11 protein-coding genes are annotated in these 15,837 nt (G+C 70.5%); 5 read left to right on the top strand and 6 right to left on the bottom strand.

Going from position 1 to position 15,837, the window contains the following annotated elements; all coding sequences use genetic code 11:
• Window positions 1-705 carry a hypothetical protein gene (locus ACFVJQ_RS21995; RefSeq protein WP_385786021.1) on the top strand — a complete coding sequence of 235 codons (705 nt, stop codon included), beginning with the start codon at window positions 1-3 and terminating at the stop codon, window positions 703-705.
• A 63-nt stretch (window positions 706-768) separates the two neighbouring features.
• Here the strand turns inward: ACFVJQ_RS21995 and ACFVJQ_RS21990 are convergent, their stop codons facing one another.
• Window positions 769-4,065 carry a S8 family serine peptidase gene (locus ACFVJQ_RS21990; protein ID WP_385786018.1) on the bottom strand — a complete coding sequence of 1,099 codons (3,297 nt, stop codon included), beginning with the start codon at window positions 4,063-4,065 and terminating at the stop codon, window positions 769-771.
• Window positions 4,066-4,279: 214 nt separating this feature from the next.
• Between ACFVJQ_RS21990 and ACFVJQ_RS21985 the strand changes: the two genes are divergently transcribed.
• Both ACFVJQ_RS21985 and ACFVJQ_RS21980 read left to right on the top strand, forming a co-directional pair.
• The gene (locus tag ACFVJQ_RS21985; protein WP_385510352.1) at window positions 4,280-4,735 is read left to right on the top strand and encodes an NUDIX hydrolase; all 456 of its coding nucleotides are present in this window, start codon (window positions 4,280-4,282) and stop codon (window positions 4,733-4,735) included.
• Between the two features lie 237 nt (window positions 4,736-4,972).
• Window positions 4,973-6,742 carry a TIGR03767 family metallophosphoesterase gene (locus tag ACFVJQ_RS21980; RefSeq protein WP_385786015.1) on the top strand — a complete coding sequence of 590 codons (1,770 nt, stop codon included), beginning with the start codon at window positions 4,973-4,975 and terminating at the stop codon, window positions 6,740-6,742.
• A 72-nt stretch (window positions 6,743-6,814) separates the two neighbouring features.
• Here the strand turns inward: ACFVJQ_RS21980 and ACFVJQ_RS21975 are convergent, their stop codons facing one another.
• Window positions 6,815-7,864: a hypothetical protein gene (locus tag ACFVJQ_RS21975; protein WP_385510354.1), complete on the bottom strand. Its 1,050-nt coding sequence runs from the start codon at window positions 7,862-7,864 to the stop codon at window positions 6,815-6,817.
• A gap of 357 nt (window positions 7,865-8,221) precedes the next feature.
• A complete protein-coding gene (gene pepN / locus ACFVJQ_RS21970) occupies window positions 8,222-10,801 on the bottom strand; it encodes an aminopeptidase N (protein ID WP_385786012.1) in 2,580 nt (859 codons plus the stop codon).
• Between the two features lie 172 nt (window positions 10,802-10,973).
• Between pepN and ACFVJQ_RS21965 the strand changes: the two genes are divergently transcribed.
• Window positions 10,974-11,639 (top strand): DsbA family protein, encoded by a 666-nt coding sequence (locus tag ACFVJQ_RS21965; RefSeq protein ID WP_385786009.1) that lies wholly within the window; start codon window positions 10,974-10,976, stop codon window positions 11,637-11,639.
• Between the two features lie 115 nt (window positions 11,640-11,754).
• Here ACFVJQ_RS21965 and ACFVJQ_RS21960 read toward each other — a convergent pair whose 3' ends face one another.
• Window positions 11,755-12,396 (bottom strand): superoxide dismutase, encoded by a 642-nt coding sequence (locus tag ACFVJQ_RS21960; protein WP_385510358.1) that lies wholly within the window; start codon window positions 12,394-12,396, stop codon window positions 11,755-11,757.
• A gap of 106 nt (window positions 12,397-12,502) precedes the next feature.
• A complete protein-coding gene (locus ACFVJQ_RS21955) occupies window positions 12,503-13,888 on the bottom strand; it encodes an amino acid permease (protein WP_385510360.1) in 1,386 nt (461 codons plus the stop codon).
• A gap of 384 nt (window positions 13,889-14,272) precedes the next feature.
• Here ACFVJQ_RS21955 and ACFVJQ_RS21950 point away from each other — a divergent pair, with 384 nt between their 5' ends.
• Window positions 14,273-14,857 (top strand): biotin transporter BioY, encoded by a 585-nt coding sequence (locus ACFVJQ_RS21950; RefSeq protein WP_385786006.1) that lies wholly within the window; start codon window positions 14,273-14,275, stop codon window positions 14,855-14,857.
• Window positions 14,858-15,037: 180 nt separating this feature from the next.
• Here the strand turns inward: ACFVJQ_RS21950 and ACFVJQ_RS21945 are convergent, their stop codons facing one another.
• On the bottom strand, window positions 15,038-15,763 hold the full coding sequence (locus tag ACFVJQ_RS21945) for a hypothetical protein (RefSeq protein ID WP_385786003.1): 726 nt from the start codon (window positions 15,761-15,763) through the stop codon (window positions 15,038-15,040).
• Window positions 15,764-15,837: the final 74 nt, after the last annotated feature.

The raw sequence follows: 15,837 nt of genomic DNA, 5'->3' as shown, positions 1-15,837 counted from the left end.
GTGACCGCCGAGCACAACGGTGCCGACGCGCTGATGGCCGCGATCACCGACGATCCGCTCACGGACGAGGCCCGCGCCGACGCCGCCTTCATGGCCGAGCACCGCTCGGCGACTGCCGACGTGGCGCTGCTGCGGGAACAGCTGGAGGTCATCGGACGGGCACTGACCGAGCCTGCGAAGCCGAAGGTCCCCGAACCCGTGCCCGTACGTCCGCGCCGGCGCCGTCCCTTCGCCCTCGCCCTCAGTGCCGTCGGAGTGGCGGCGGCCGGTGCGATGGTCGTGGGCATGGGCTGGCTGCTCGTGCAGGCCGGGGGCGGCAGTGCGGACGACGCCGGCGCAACGAGCGCCGACAGCGCACAGTCCGAGTCCAAGGACGCCGACCCCCTGGGCTCCCCGGCCTACCTCGCCTGCGCCCGCCTGGTCGCCGAGGGCGACGTGACGGACGTCCAGCCGGTCCCCGGCGAACGTCAGGAACGCATCACCCTGGACGTGACCCGCTCCTACAAGCCCGCGAAGGGCGAGGACGAGGTCACCTTCGTGATCCGGGCGAGCGCGGGTCTCGACGAGGGCGACCATCTCCTGGTCGCCATCCCGCGCGGGTCCGCGTCCCCCGACTTCTGGTTCGTCGGCGAGCGCGACATCGCTCCCCAACGCCAGGCCCTCATCTGGGCCTTGCCCGAGTCGCGGACCACGGCCTGCGAATAGCGGAAGCAAGGAGAAGGGGCGGGCGCCCGCACGGACGCCCGCCCCCGGTTCAGCCGCAGTCGACTACGGCGTGACCTTCTCGATCTTCACGTGGCCCACGCCCGCGACCGTCCCGCGCGCGTTGACCAGCTGGACCTGCCCGAAGAACTCACGTCCCTCGGGCGCGGCCGCTGCGGCGGTGACGCTGCCGGAGACCGTTGTGGAGTCGCCGGTACCGAGCTTCACCGGCGCCGACTCGTCGACGGTGACGGTGCCCAGGGCGGCGGAGAAGAAGACGTCCCGGTAGTCGTAAGCGGTGGAGCCGGACGGGATGGCGTAGCCGTACACCTCGATGGTGTACGTGCCGGCGGCCGGGGAGGCGATGGAGACCTGCTCCTCCGAGTCGCCGTCGGCGTCCTGGCCGACGACGTCACCGTTCTTGTCGTAGACCGTCAGGTCCAGGTCGGCGGCAGCGTCGGAGACGTTGCCGATGACAACGTCCAGCGACGTGGCGCCCGCCGGCACCTCGACCGTGGTGGTCTGGGCCTCGCCCTGCTTGATCGTCGGGCGGGTCGTCTTCGACGAGCCGAGCGGGCCGCCGGCCAGCTTGCCGTCGATCGCGGCGTAGCCGTTGGTCACCTTCCAGGAGGCGGCGGCCGGGGTGCCGACCTTGGCCTCGGGCACGGTCACGGTCTCCGGGTCGAAGGCAGCGCCGAGGACGGTGACGTCCAGCTTGTAGGGGTTGTCGAGCAGCGGCGACGTACGGCGCGACTCGACCTCGATCTCCCAGACACCGGCCTGCGGGTCGGCGTACGAGCGCACGTCCGGGCGGCAGGTGTTGGCCGGGTTGGTGTAGTTCGGGTAGCAGTTGATCGTCGACGTCGGGTCGGACGGGACGCCGTACGGGTGGATGGCGATGAACCGGGTCTGGCTCTTGTCCTTCAGCCCGCCGATCGCCACCTCCAGCGACTTGGCGCCCTCGGGCACGGTCACGAAGTACGACTTCGTGCTGTTGCGCTGCACCGAACCGGACGCCGAGTAGGTGTACTTCAGCGGCGCCGAGACCACGACCGTGTTGAGCACCTGCTTGTCGACACCCTCGGTGCGCGGGTCGTCGACCTCCAGGATCGCGCTCTTGAGGCCGGCGGACTTCGGCGCGGCCTGCACCTTGACGGTCACCGGCTGGTTCAGCGGCAGCCGCACCTCGTCGGAGCCGACGATCCGGAACGTGTCGCCGGCGTTGTTCTCGAAGTCCAGCTCGTGCCGGATGGCACGGTCGGCGCCGGACGTACGGGTGAGGGTGATCTCGTACGTCTTCTTCTGACCGGCCTTCAGACCGCCCTCACGGTCGTAGAGGCCCGTGCCGTAACCCGGCGTCTTCAGCGCCCAGTCGATCGCGGTGTCGACCGGCGCCTTGACCGTGTACGAGTGGGCGGTGGCGCCGTCGCGGATGGCGTCCCAGGCGTCCACGATGTCGATCAGGCCCGCGCCCTCCTCGTAGGCCTGGACACCGCTGATGTGGTCGGCGGTCGAAGTGAGCGCCGTGCGCAGGGTCGCCGGGGTGAGGTCGATGCCCTTCTGCTTGGCGGCGGACAGCAGCAGCGCGCTCGCGCCGGCCGCCTGCGGGGAGGCCATCGAGGTGCCCTGGAGCATCGAGTAGCCGGGCGGCAGCTGGTAGCCCGCCTCGGCGACGGGGCCGCCGGGCGACCAGGTCTGGGTGGTGTTGATCGCGGCGCCGGGTGCGGACAGCGTCGGGGTGAAGCCGCCGTCCTCACGCGGGCCGCGCGAGGAGAACGGCATCATCGCGTACCGCTTCTCCACCTTCGAGCCGTAGTTGGCCGCCCAGGTCTCCTTGGAGATGGTCGCGCCGACCGAGATCACCTTGTCGGCGAGGGACGGGTCGCCGATGGTGTTGGCGCCGGGGCCGGAGTTGCCCGCGGAGATCACCAGCTGGACGCCGTACTCGTCGATCAGGCGGGTGTACAGCTCGGCGCGCGCGTTGTTGCCGTCGTTCAGCGCCGGCAGACCGCCGATCGACATGTTGACGATGTCGACGCCCCGGTTGACCACGAGGTCGATCATGCCCTCGGTGAGCGCGACGTTGGTGCAGCCGCCGGACCAGGTGCAGGCCCGGGAGGAGACCAGCTTCGCGCCGGGCGCGGCGCCGTTCATCTCGCCGCCGAACAGGCCGTTGGCGGCGGTGATGCCGGCGACGTGGGTGCCGTGCGAGCCCTCGATGACGCCGATGCTGACGTAGTCGGCCTTCGCGCCCGCCGCGTTGTAGACGACGTCCTTGCGGATCTCGACGACGAACGGGATGCGCTCGGCGATCTCGGTTGCCGGGTCGTCGGTGCCGAAGTAGCCGATCTGGAAGCCGTCCTTGTACGGCTTCATGGCCTGGTCGTCGGTGAAGTCGAGGTCGTCGTCGAGGTCGACGCGGGCCGTGCCCGAGGCGGCGTCGTACAGCACACCCCAGACGTCCGTCTTGTCCCCGTCGCGGTTGAGGTCGCCCGCCATGTCGCCGCCGATGGTGGCGGACTCGGAGAAGTAGTTGAACTTGTAGGTGCCCTCGGGCGCCTTGAACGTCTCGGTGCCCAGTGACGCGGTGGTGATCGAGAACGTCGGGCCGGAGACCGAGGTGGTCATCCGCCGCCAGGTGTCGTCGCCGTCGGCGACCGGGTCGGTGGCCGTCACCCAGTCGACGATCTTGCGCTCGCCGGTCGTCGTCTTCTGCAGCGCCGGGTGCCCGAGGTCCACGCCCGAGTCGAGGATGCCGATGGTGATGCCGCGGCCGTCCGCCTTCGGGTGGTCCTCGACGAACTCGACGGCGCCCGTCTCGAAGGAGGGGTTGTACGGGTTCTCGGCGGGGGTCTTCTTGCCGGGGGCGGGATACGTCCCCGTGGCGCCGGCCTCTTGTGAGCCGTTCGGCCTCGGGTCGTCCAGCGGGATCTCCTCGCGCAGGTCGATGCCGTGCACGGAGGACAGCTTCACGGCGGCGGCGATGGCCGCGTCCGCCTTGCCGGTCGGGACGGTGGCACGGACGTAGCCGAGTTTGTCGTGGGTACGGCCGACCAGGCCGCCGTCGACCGAGTCGAGCTGCTCGGCGACCTGCTCGGTCCGGCCGGGCGCGGTCGCGACCATCATCGTGACGCTCTTGGCGCCGTCGGCCTTGGCCTCGGCGAGCAGATCGGCGTCGTCGGAACCGAGCTTGTCGTGGGCGGACTTGACGCCCGGGTCGGCTGCCGCCGGGGCCTGGTCCGCGGCGAGGGCCACGGGTATCGGCCCGGCCGCGGAGAGCGCGGCCACCAGACCGGCGGCCACGGCGATACGGGCCACGCGTCTCGCGCCCGATATCGGATCGCTCTGGGAGGAGGGGGTCATCGGCATCCCTTGTTGGTAAAGGAACGAGACAGTCCGGAATTCGGTCCCGGACGACCGCTCAGCCTTACGCAAGAGGCGCATGTTTGGGGAGAGTTGACCGAATCGCAATGGATGCATGGGGAAAACCCGCGATGCGCATGCAGGGATACATGGGGTGAGCGGAACTTTTCGGGTGTCGGTCGGCATTCCTGGTCCGGCGCGTTAACGTCCCTGCGTGCGCAAGAAGCTGAGGGTGGCGGCCTACGCCATATGCGTCCGCGACGGCCAGGTCCTGCTCGCCCGCTCCCCGGCACCCGACGGCACCCCCGAGTGGGTGCTGCCCGGCGGCGGCATGGAACACGGGGAGGACCCGTACGACACCGTCCGCCGTGAGGTGCGCGAGGAGACCGGCTACCGCATCGAGGTCACCGGCATCCTCGGCGTCCACTCCCTCCACCGCACCTTTCCCGGCCGCCGCTTCCGCCCGGCGACCGACCACCACGGCGTACGCCTCGTGTACGAGGGGACGGTCGTCGGCGGCGAACTGCGGCACGAGATCGGGGGTTCCACCGACATGGCCGCCTGGCACGAACTGGACGCCGTGCCCGCCCTGCGCCGCATCGGCCTGGTCGACCTGGGCCTGAAACTGTGGCGCGAACGCCCGGCCGCGGGGCGCATCGACCTGCCCTAGGAACAGGGGTGTTACCCCGTCAGATGAACGCCGAGTGACCGCCCACGGGCCGTTCGACAAGCGGTCGTGGGCGCGCAGGGTAGCTCAAGATCGACGTACGGTGATCGGCGCTGCCCGTTGGCGTCTCATTAACGCGCAGGTCATTCCCGGTGCCAACGATCCAGAGCGAGCGGGGGGTTCGCGACGCGGCCGTCCGCGACCACTGCCGACGCGTTCGCACTCGGGGAGAGAAGCGCCATGTCGCGCACACGCTCTGTCGCCAGCTCCGCCGCCTCCGCACTGGCGGTCAACCGCCGTACGGTCCTCGCCGCCGCCGGAGCGGTGTCCCTGTCCGCCGGCGTCGGCTACGCCCTGCGCCCCACCGACAGCGAGGCCGCGCCCGCCGCCGCAGCCCCGGAGGGCGAGGCGCCGATCGCGTCCTCCCGCAAGGCGCCCGTAGGCCCGCTCGCCCCGTACGCCCGCGGCACCACCCTCGCCACCGTCGCCGCGCCCCGCACCAGCTCCGGTTACCGCCGGCTCGGCGACGGCCCCGGCTGGCGGCGCGTCGTACGCAACGAACTCGCCGCCCCCAAGTCCGGCCGCGGCGAACGCCGTACCGCACTCGCCGCGTTCGTGCAGCTCACCGACCTGCACATCATCGACGCCCAGCACCCGCTGCGCCTGGAGTTCCTGCGCTCCACCGACGTGCACGCCTGGCGGCCGCAGGAGCTGCTGACCGTGCAGGGTGCGGTCTCACTGGTCGAGCGGGTCAACGCGCTGCGGGGCGCCCCCGTCACCGGCGCCCCACTGCACTTCGCCATGACGACCGGCGACAACACCGACAACAACGCCCGCACCGAACTGGAGTGGTTCCTGACCGTCATGAGCGGCGGCCGCATCACCCCCAACTCCGGTGACCTGCGCCGCTACGAGGGCGTCCAGAACAGCGGCCTGAAGCAGTTCTGGCAGCCCGACTCCAGCGTCCGCGACGCCGACAAGGAGCGCGGCTTCCCGCACCTCGACGGCTTCCTCGCCGCCGCCGTCCGCGAACTGCAGAGCCCCGGCCTCAACCTGCCCTGGTACTCCACCGTCGGCAACCACGACTCCCTCCCGCTCGGCTGCTACGGCCACGGCGACCCCTATCTCGCCGACTTCGCCGTCGGTGGCAGGAAGCTGATGAGCCTCGCCCCGGCCGAGGCGAAGAAGCTCCAGGACACCATCAAGCAGGCCACGGACCCGATCGGCACCCAGTTCCGCGACCTGCTCGAGGCCCACACCCGCGACCTGCGCCCCATCACCCCGGACGAGCGCCGCGCCCCCTACACCCCGGCCGAGTACGTCAAGGCCCACCTCGACCCCGCGTACACCGGCCCGGGCCCGGTCGGCCACGGCTACTCCACGGCCAACGTGGAGGCGGGCACCCAGTACTACAGCTTCCGCATCGCCGACGACGTCATCGGCATCAGCCTCGACACCACCGACCCCGGCGGCCACTACGCGGGCTCCATCGGCTCGGCGCAGCTGCGCTGGCTGGACCGCACGCTGCGCGAGAACAGGGACTCGTACGCGATCGTCTTCAGCCATCACACCAGCAAGACGATGGACAACCCGCGCCCCGACCCGGCCCGTCCGAACGAGCGCCGGCACAACGGCGACGACGTCCTCGCCGTGCTCGGTCGCCACCACAGCGTCCTCGCCTGGGTGAACGGCCATATCCACCGCAACGCCATCACCCCGCACACCGGCTCCGCCGGCCACTCCTTCTGGGAGATCTCCACCGCCTCGCACGTCGACTTCCCGCAGCTCGCCCGGGTCATCGAGCTGGTCGACAACAAGGACGGCACCCTGTCGGTCTTCACCACACTGGTGGAGTCGGCGGCCCCGCACCGCACGGACTTCGCCGACCTCTCCCAGACCGGCCTCGCCGCCCTCTACCGCGAACTCTCCTTCAACGCCCCCGGCGCCCGTACCGACCTGGCCGGCACATCGCGCGACCGCAACACCGAGCTGCTGCTGAAGAAGGGCTGAAACCCTATGAGGAGGGGCCGCCGGGTTCGGCGGCCCCTCCTCTCCCCTCCTGGTGACCGTCCCGGTCCGTCACTACCGGGGCAGCACCACGACATACGCCGCCGGGTCCCGGTCCGCCGACGCCATCAGCGCCGTACGGACGACGGTCGCCTGCTGTTCCATCGAGTCCCGCAGCTTCTTCGGCGTGACGTGGACGACCGTGATGCCCAGCCGCTCCAGGTGCTCACGCTTGCGGGCGTACTCCGACCACAGCCCGTCGTCGTCCTGCCGATGGCCCTGACGCGGCGCCCGGGTGTCCAGCTCGAGCGCGACTGCCTGCTCCGGCCAGTAGGCGTCCAGACCGCCGAGGTGGGGGCCGCCCGGCAGCCGCAGATCGACGTTCCAGACCGGGTCCGGCAGACCGTACTCCCGCACCATCCGGTACAGCCGGTCCTCCGCGATCGCCCGGCCCTCGGCCAGCAGCGAGTCCACCGCGTCCACCACATGCGGTCGGCTCAGCAGCTTCGCGTTGGTCAACTCCCGTACCACCACCGCCGGTTCGCAGTGCCGGCCGCGCACCGCCTCGGTCAGCAGCCGGCGCACGGCGCCCGCATCCGCCAGATCCGCCACCGCGTCGGCCAGCGCGCGCGGCACCGGAGCCACCGGTACGCCGGTGACCTGCTGGGGGGTGGGCAGGGCCGAGGTGCGGACGATGCGCACGCAGCCCGTCGAGCGGAGCCGGCGCAGCCGGGGGACCAGGACGTCGATACGGTCCAGGGAGAGCAGCGGGGGAGCGGCCGAGAAACCGTGCAGGTTCAGCGCCGCGAGACCGGTGATCATCGCCTCGGCGTACACGGGACGGTGCGGTTCGTCCGCGCCCGGTTGGGAGGGCACCCCCGGCGACGACTCGCGGGCCGCGTACATCAGCACCGCGTGCAGCCGCTCCTCGCTGGTCGGCGGGCCGGGGTGGAGGAGGAACACGCCCGGCAGGATCTGCTGCCAGGGGCCGCCGGAGCGGCACTGCTCGTTCATCTCCGAGGCGGGGACACCGTGCGAGCGGAGCTGGGCGGCCGTCATGACACGGCGGTGCACCTCGGACAGGTGACGCAGGGGGCGGGGGGAGAGCGGGGTGTTGTGGTTCATGACCCCGAAGTTCCCGTACCCGAACGGCTCCCTAACCGCTGTTACACGCCCGTCGACAATTCCAGACAAGATCGCCCTAAAGGACGGATGTTCGGATGCCGAAACCCCCTGGTCCGTTCGGGTGGGCCAGGGGGTTACGGGTCCGATTACCCGGATTCAGTAACGAGTTACGACTGCCCCAGCCGGGCCACCCCGCAACCGCTGTGCCCCCACTCGCCCCGCGACCGCTGCCGCTACCGCTGTGGGCAGTCGTTCCGCAGGGCGATGGGGGTCCCCCCGCTCGAGCGAAGCCGAGAGTGGGGGAGGGTGGGCACAGCCTGCAGCGCAGGGCATCCCGGCTACACGCCCCAGCGACAGTTAACCGGCCGCCGCATCACAGGCCTGCCCCCGAAGCGCCCGCGCCATATCGTCCCGCGCCTCCACCACCAGCCGCCGCAACGCCGGCGCGGCCCCCTCATGCGCCGCCAGCCACGCGTCCGCCGCCGCCAACGTCCCCTCGGAGTCCTGCAACCCCGGGAACAACCCCCGCACCACATCCATCCCGATCTGAATCGACCGCTCCGCCCACACCCGCTCGATCACCGCGAAGTACTTCTCGGCGTACGGCGCCAGCAACTCCCGCTGCGACGGCTGCCCGAACCCCGCGATCGTCGCCTCGACCAGCGCGTTGGACAGCACATCCGACTCCACGACCTGCGCCCACGCCTGCGCCTTGACCGCCGCCGAGGGCCGCGCGGCAAGGCAGCGGACCTGGTGGCGCTTGCCGGAAGCCGTGTCGTCGCGCGCCAGCTCCGCCGCCAGCCGCTTCTCGTCGGCGACCCCGTGCGCGGCCAGCGGCTCCAGGAACGCCCAGCGCAGCTCCTGGTCCACGTCCAGCCCGTCGATCTTCTCCGTGCCCTCCAGCAGCCCGAGCAGCAGCTGGAGGTCGGCCTCGACGGCCGCCGTGGCCGCGAAGAACCGCGCCCACGCCAGCTGGTGCTCACTGCCCGGCTCGGCACGCCGCAGCTCGCGCAACGCACCGCCGGCGAGGAGCCGCTCGCCGGTCTCCCGCCAGTCGGGCGCCGCGTAGTGGACGAGCGCCGAGTTCGCCCAGGCGTGCAGCATCTGGAGCACGCCGATGTCGGACTCGCGGCCCCCGTACCGCAGCACCAGGTCGATGAAGTCCCGCGCCGGCAGCAGCGCGTCCCGCGTCATGTTCCACAGCGCCGACCAGCACAGGGCGCGGGCGAGCGGATCGGTGAGGTCGCCCAGCCCGTCCCGGAGGGTGGCGAGCGACTCCTCGTCGAAGCGGATCTTGCAGTACGTCAGGTCGTCGTCGTTGACCAGCACCAACTCGGGCGCCTGCGCACCCGCCAGGTCACCGGCCACCGTGCGCGGCCCGTCGACGTCCACCTCGGCCCGCGCGTACCGCTCCAGCGCGCCCTCCGCACCCCGCCGGTACAGGCCCACAGCCACCCGGTGCGGGCGCAGCTCCGGGTGCGACTCGGCGGCCTCCTGGAGCACCGCCAGCTCGGAGACCCGGCCCTCCGCATCCAGCAGCACCTGCGGCGTCAGCGAGTTGACCCCGGCCGTCTGCAGCCAGGCCCGCGCCCAGGTTCCCATGTCCCGCCCGCTGGTCTCCTCCAGGACCGACAGCAGGTCACCGAGGCGCGTGTTGCCGTACGCGTGCCGCTTGAAGTAGCGCCGTGCGCCCTCCAGGAACGCGTCCTGACCGACGTACGCCACCAGTTGCTTGAGTACCGACGCGCCCTTGGCGTACGTGATGCCGTCGAAGTTGAGCTTGGCGTCCTGCAGGTCGCGGATGTCGGCGGTGATGGGGTGCGTGGAGGGGAGCTGGTCGGCACGGTAGGCCCAGGCCTTGCGGCGGTTGGCGAAGGTGATCCAGCCGTCCTTGAAGCGGGTCGCGCCGACCAGTGAGAAGGCGCCCATGAAGTCGGCGAAGGACTCCTTGAGCCACAGGTCGTCCCACCACTCCATGGTGACCAGGTCGCCGAACCACATGTGGGCCATCTCGTGCAGGATGACGTTGGCCCGGTTCTCGTAGGACGCCTGTGTGACCTTCCCGCGGAAGATGAACTCCTCCTTGAAGGTCACCAGGCCCGGGTTCTCCATCGCGCCGAGGTTGTACTCGGGCACGAACGCCTGGTCGTACTTGCCGAACGGGTACGGGTAGTCGAAGTGGTCGTGGAAGAAGTCCAGGCCCTGCTTGGTGACCAGGAAGACGTCGTCGGAGTCGAAGTGGGGCGCGAGGCCCTTGCGGCACATGGCGCCGAGGGGGATCTCCAGCGTCGTACCGTCGTCGAAGGTGCGGGAGTACGTGTCCGTCACGTAGTGGTACGGACCCGCCACCACGCAGGTGATGTACGTGGAGATCGGCTTGGTCTCCGCGAACCGCCATACCCCGTCGGCGAGTTGGCCGACGCCGTTGCTCCACACCGTCCAGCCTTCCGGCGCCTGCACCTCGAAGCGGAAGGGAGCCTTCAGATCCGGCTGCTCGAAAGTGGCGAAGACCCGGCGGGAGTCGGCGGGCTCGTACTGGGTGTAGAGGTACACCTCGCCGTCCTCGGGGTCGACGAAGCGGTGCAGGCCCTCACCGGTGCGGGAGTAGGCGCACTGGGCGTCGACGATCAGTTCGTTGTCGGCGGCGAGGTCCTCCAGCAGGACGCGGGTGCCGTCGAAGACCTCGCTGGGGTCGAGGTCCCGGCCGTTGAGCGAGACCGCGGTGACGCTCGGCGCGATCAGGTCCGCGAAGCTGCCCGCGCCCGGCTCGGCGCAGCGGAACCGGATCGTGGTCACGGACCGGAAGGTCCGCGGCCCGCCGTCCCCGGCGTCGGCACCCACCGCGGAGCGCACGTCGAGGGACACCTCGTACCCGTCGACGGACAGCAGGGCGGCCCGCTCCCGGGCCTCGTCGCGGGACAGATTCTCACCGGGCACGGGCGGCACTCCCTCAGGCGATGGGGGTCCCCCCGCTCGAGCGGAGCCGAGAGTGGGGGAGGCTACGGCTAACAGGACCGATCCTGCCATGTGCCCCTGACGCCGGGCAGCAGGGAATGCCCGGGGGGACGGTCGATGTTGCGCGTTGAAAGACCGCTTACCGAGGAGAGCCATGTCCGAGACCGCGACGACCTCCGCCAAGAAGACCCGCGTCGACTTCTGGTTCGACCCCCTGTGCCCGTGGGCGTGGATGACCTCCCGCTGGGTGCTGGAGGTGGAGAAGGTCCGTGACATCGAGGTGCACTGGCACATCATGAGCCTGGCGGTGCTGAACGAGGACAAGCTGGACGAGCTGCCCGAGGAATACCGGGAGATGCTCGCGAAGACGGCCTGGCAGCCGGCCCGGGTGGTGACCGCGGCCTGGCAGAAGCACGGTGACGAGGTCCTGGGCCCGCTCTACACCGCTCTGGGCACCCGCTTCCACAACCGTGGCGAGGGTCCGACCCGGGAGGCCGTCGCCGCCGCCCTGGCCGAGACGGACCTGCCCGCGGACCTGATCGACTACTTCGACCAGGAGGACTTCGAGTTCGACGCCCAGCTGCGCGCCTCGCACAAGGAGGGCATCGACAAGGTCGGCCAGGAGGTGGGCACCCCGGTCATCTCCGTCCCGGGCCCCGACGGCGAGGAGGTCGCCTTCTTCGGCCCGGTCGTCACGCCCGCCCCCAAGGGCGAGGAGGCCGCCCGCCTGTGGGACGGCACCCTCGCGGTGGCATCGGTCCCCGGCTTCTACGAGATCAAGCGCACCCGCACCAAGGGCCCGGACTTCAGCAACCTGTGAGCTCCACAAACGGAGGCGGCCCCGCGAGTCACGTCCTCGCGGGGCCGCCCCTTTTCTCCGCCTGCCGCGTGAAAGGTGAGAAGACGATCACGAGGCAGGACGACTCGACGGGCCGTTACGGCGCCAGCAGCAGCACATCCGCACGGGACTTCGCGGCCTCGTAGCGCCGGGCCACGTCCTGCCAGTTGACGACCTGCCACATGGCCTCGATGAAGTCCACCTTCTGGTTCCGGTACTGCAGGTAGAAGGCGTGCTCCCAGGCGTCGAAGACGAGGATCGGCGTCGCGCCCTGGCCGACGTTGCCCTGGTGGTCGTAGACCTGCTCGACGATCAGCCGGCCGCTCAGCGGCTCGTACGCCAGCACACCCCAGCCGGAGCCCTGGGTGGTGGCCGCCGCCTTGGACAGCTGCGCCTTGAAACCGGCGAAGGAGCCGAAGGACTCGGCGATCGCGTCCGCCAGCTCGCCCACACCGTCGGCCGCGAGGGGCTCGCCGCCGCCCTCGCCGGTCATGTTGTGCCAGTAGATGGAGTGCAGGATGTGGCCGGAGAGGTGAAAGGCCAGGTTCTTCTCCAGCCCGTTGATCGAGCCCCACAGCTCCTTGTCACGCGCCTCGGCGAGCTGCTCCAGCGTGTCGTTGGCCCCCTTCACATAGGCGGCGTGGTGCTTGTCGTGGTGCAGCTCGATGATCTCCGGGCTGATCACAGGGGCGAGCGCGGAGTAGTCGTAGGGCAGTTCAGGCAGCGTGTAGACGGGCATGGCGGTCCCCTCCGAACCTCTTATTGCAATGAGCTTGCAACTGCACGCTAGCAACAAAAAGGCCCTCACGTGGGCAACGTGAGGGCCTTTCGGCTGGTGAAACGCGTCAGTTCCGGCTGCGTGACTTCTGCCAGGCGTACCCGATCAGCGCCAGGACCAGCGTCATGCCGCCCGTCGAGTACAGCTGCACCCGCGTGTCCGGCTCCCGCGCCATGAGGACGAAGATCGCGGCCATGCCGGCCAGTGCGACCCAGGTCAGCACCGGGAACGCCCACATCCGCACGACCAGCTTGTCCGGCGCCTCCCGCTCCAGCCGGCGCCGCAGCCGCAGCTGCGAGACCGCGATGAAGATCCAGACGACCAGGATGACCGCGCCGATCATGTTCAGCAGCCAGGGGAAGACGTCGTCCGGCCGCCAGTAGCTCAGCACCACGCACACGAAGCCGAACACGGACGACGCGAGGACAGCGATCCGCGGGACCCCGCCCGACACCCGGCCGAGACCCTTCGGCCCCTGCCCCCGCTCGACGAGTGAGTACGCGATGCGCGAGGAGCCGTAGATGTTGGCGTTCATGGCACTCAGCAGCGCCACCAGGACCACGACGTTCATCAGCTGGCCGGCGCCGGGGATGCCGAGGTGGTCGAGGGCGGCGACGTACGGGCCCTTCTCGACGATCTCCTTGGAGTCCCAGGGGACGAGGGTGACGACGACCGCCATCGAGCCGATGTAGAAGAGGGCGATGCGCCACATGGCCGTGCGGACCGCGCTCGCCACGCCGCTGACCGGGTTCTCCGACTCGGCCGCCGCGATGGTGACCGTCTCCATGCCGCCGTATGCGAAGACCGAGGCGAGCAGGCCGATGATCAGGCCCTCGCTGCCGTTCGGGAGGAAACCCCCTTCACCGGTGAGGTTCACGGTCCCCGGCGCGTCCGTGCCGGGCAGGACGCCCGCGATCGCCAGCACGCCGAGCACCAGGAACAGCGAGATCGCGCCGACCTTCAGCGCCGCGAACCAGAACTCGAACTCGCCGAAGTTCTTCACCGCGGCCAGGTTGGCCCCGCAGAACACCACCATGAACAGCGCCACCCACGCCCACTCCGGCGTGCCCGGCAGCCAGCCAGTGACGATCTTCGCGGCGCCGATGCCCTCCAGGCCGACGGCCGTGCACAGCAGCACCCAGAACGACCAGCCCGCCGTGAACCCGGCCCACGGCCCGATCGCCCGCTCGGCATGCGCGGAGAAGGACCCCGAGGAGGGATGTGCGGCGGACATCTCGCCCAGCATCCGCATCACCAGCATCACCAGGAGGCCGGAGAGGATGTAGGCGACGACGATCGAGGGCCCGGCAGCGGCGATACCGGCGCCGGAGCCGACGAACAGCCCGGCGCCGATCACGCCACCGAGGGCGATCATCGACAGGTGGCGCTGCTTCAGGCCATGGGAAAGGGACGCGTCCGGCTTCGGCGGCGTCTCGACAGTGGTGCTGGGCATGGGCGCGGCTCGTCCATTACGTCGTACGGGAGAGGGGTAAAACGCCCACAGTCTGGGCGGCCATCCCGCTCGCAGGGGCGCGGTGTTCACTATCCGGACACCGGAGATACGGAGTGTACGGCCCCGCTCACGGGGCGGCCTGAGTGCATGGGATGGAGCATGTGGATTGGTGGAACCCTACAGTCCGTTCCCTGTCCGCCTCTCGTGACGCATGCATCCTCACCTCAGTGACCAGCATCACGCCTATCCATGTGTAACCACCACTCTTTGTGCAGAGCCCACCACGCCGCGGCTCCCGCCTTTGTCGAGCGGTGACGGTGTCGGGCTCAGGCGCACTGGGTTAGCGTCACGGGGTCCCGAACCGCCCTCACTCGCGGAGTCCCCATGAGCACCGCTGCCGCCGCCCCCGCCCGCCCGGGACAGGTCCTCGCCGACCTGCTCCCCTCCTCCCGTGTCCGGGACGTCGCCCTGGTGGCCGGCGGTGCCGTGCTCACCGGCCTCGCGGCCCAGCTCGCCGTGCCCGTACCGGGCTCCCCGGTGCCGGTGACCGGCCAGACCTTCGCCGCGCTGCTCGTCGGCACGGCCCTCGGCGCCGGTCGCGGTTTCCTGTCGCTCGCGCTGTACGCGCTGGCCGGCATCGCCGGTGTGCCGTGGTTCGCGGAGGGCGGCTCCGGTGCGGCCGCCCCGTCCTTCGGCTACGTCATCGGCCTGCTGCTCGCCGCCACCGCCGTCGGGGCCCTGGCCCGCCGCGGCGCCGACCGCTCCCCGTGGCGCATGGCGGGCGCGATGCTGCTCGGCGAGGCGATCATCTACGCCGTCGGCGTCCCCTACCTGGCCCTCGCCACCGGCATGTCCGCCTCCGCCGCGATCGCGGCCGGCCTCACCCCGTTCCTGATCGGCGACGCCCTGAAGGCCGCCCTGGCGATGGGCGTGCTGCCCACCGCCTGGAAGCTCGTCAACAAGCGCTGACCAAGCGCTCCGCTGGAAGTGCCGCGATGGTGCCGTCGATCGTCTGCGGCACCATCGCGGCTGGTCGCTCCCCCACTCTCAGCTCCTCCCCCACGCTCGGCTTCGCTCGCGCGGGGGGACCCCCATCGCGGCGGTAGCCGCACATCGAAACAGCCCAGCGCCCCTTCGGGGCGCTGCCCCTCATCCCTCCTGTGGCCGCCTCGGCCGCCGCTGCGACCACCACAGGCCCGCCGCTCCGGCCGTGACCAGCGCTCCGCCGGCCGCGGCCAGCGGCAGGACGTCCCGTCCGGCGCCGGTCCTGGGCAGCTCGTCGCCGCCCGGCGCAACGGGCTTGTTGTCGGTGCCGAGCAGCAGCGGCGTGGCCGGGGCGTTCGGTGACGGGTTCGTCGTACCGAACGGAACCGGGCCCTGCTGCCAGAACGTCTTGCTTCCGTCACCGTTCTGGACGGGCAGGCAGATCTTCCCGGTCCTGCCCAGGTCGTAGGTCGCGTCGACGTCGTACGACTTCGACGCGCCGGCGGCGAGACCGTCGAGCGAACAGCTGAATCCGCTGTTCGAACCCTCGGGCAGATCCTTTTCGGCGATCGGGGAGCAGCCTGGAACATTCCTGACCGTCAGCCCGTCGAAACCGACGACCCAGAGCCTGATCGGCCCGCTGTCCGCTGTCCCCTCATTCTTCACCGTGGCGGTAATCGCCGTTTCCTCCGAACCGTTGTCGACCGAGATCTTCTCGGGCAGCAGCGTGGTCAGTTCCACCCCCGCCGGTGCCTTGTCGACGGCCTTTCCCCCCTTGCTGCTTCCGGGTCCCTGATCGTCCGCACCAGCGGTGAAGGAAAGGATCATCACCGCCGAGAAAGATGCCGCGACCAGCGATCCCGCGATCGTCGTCGTACGACGAGCACTCATGTTCGTCCCCCTTGGCTGCGCCTGAATTCGCAGTACTTGAAGAGGTACCACAAGATTTCTCCGCACTATGCTGG

This window comes from Streptomyces sp. NPDC127197 (assembly GCF_042672405.1).
Taxonomy (GTDB): Bacteria; Actinomycetota; Actinomycetes; order Streptomycetales; family Streptomycetaceae; genus Streptomyces; species Streptomyces flavusporus.
Note: the sequence above shows the minus strand (reverse complement) of the source record. Positions and strands in the feature narration are given on the sequence as shown.

What these genes read in the sequence shown, in the direction of transcription:
- ACFVJQ_RS21990 (WP_385786018.1), bottom strand. Translation starts at nt 4,065, where the DNA reads ATGACCCCCTCCTCCCAGAGCGATCCGATATCGGGCGCGAGACGCGTG.
- ACFVJQ_RS21980 (WP_385786015.1), top strand. Translation starts at nt 4,973, where the DNA reads ATGTCGCGCACACGCTCTGTCGCCAGCTCCGCCGCCTCCGCACTGGCG.
- ACFVJQ_RS21975 (WP_385510354.1), bottom strand. Translation starts at nt 7,864, where the DNA reads ATGAACCACAACACCCCGCTCTCCCCCCGCCCCCTGCGTCACCTGTCC.
- ACFVJQ_RS21965 (WP_385786009.1), top strand. Translation starts at nt 10,974, where the DNA reads ATGTCCGAGACCGCGACGACCTCCGCCAAGAAGACCCGCGTCGACTTC.
- ACFVJQ_RS21960 (WP_385510358.1), bottom strand. Translation starts at nt 12,396, where the DNA reads ATGCCCGTCTACACGCTGCCTGAACTGCCCTACGACTACTCCGCGCTC.
- ACFVJQ_RS21955 (WP_385510360.1), bottom strand. Translation starts at nt 13,888, where the DNA reads ATGCCCAGCACCACTGTCGAGACGCCGCCGAAGCCGGACGCGTCCCTT.
- ACFVJQ_RS21950 (WP_385786006.1), top strand. Translation starts at nt 14,273, where the DNA reads ATGAGCACCGCTGCCGCCGCCCCCGCCCGCCCGGGACAGGTCCTCGCC.
- ACFVJQ_RS21945 (WP_385786003.1), bottom strand. Translation starts at nt 15,763, where the DNA reads ATGAGTGCTCGTCGTACGACGACGATCGCGGGATCGCTGGTCGCGGCA.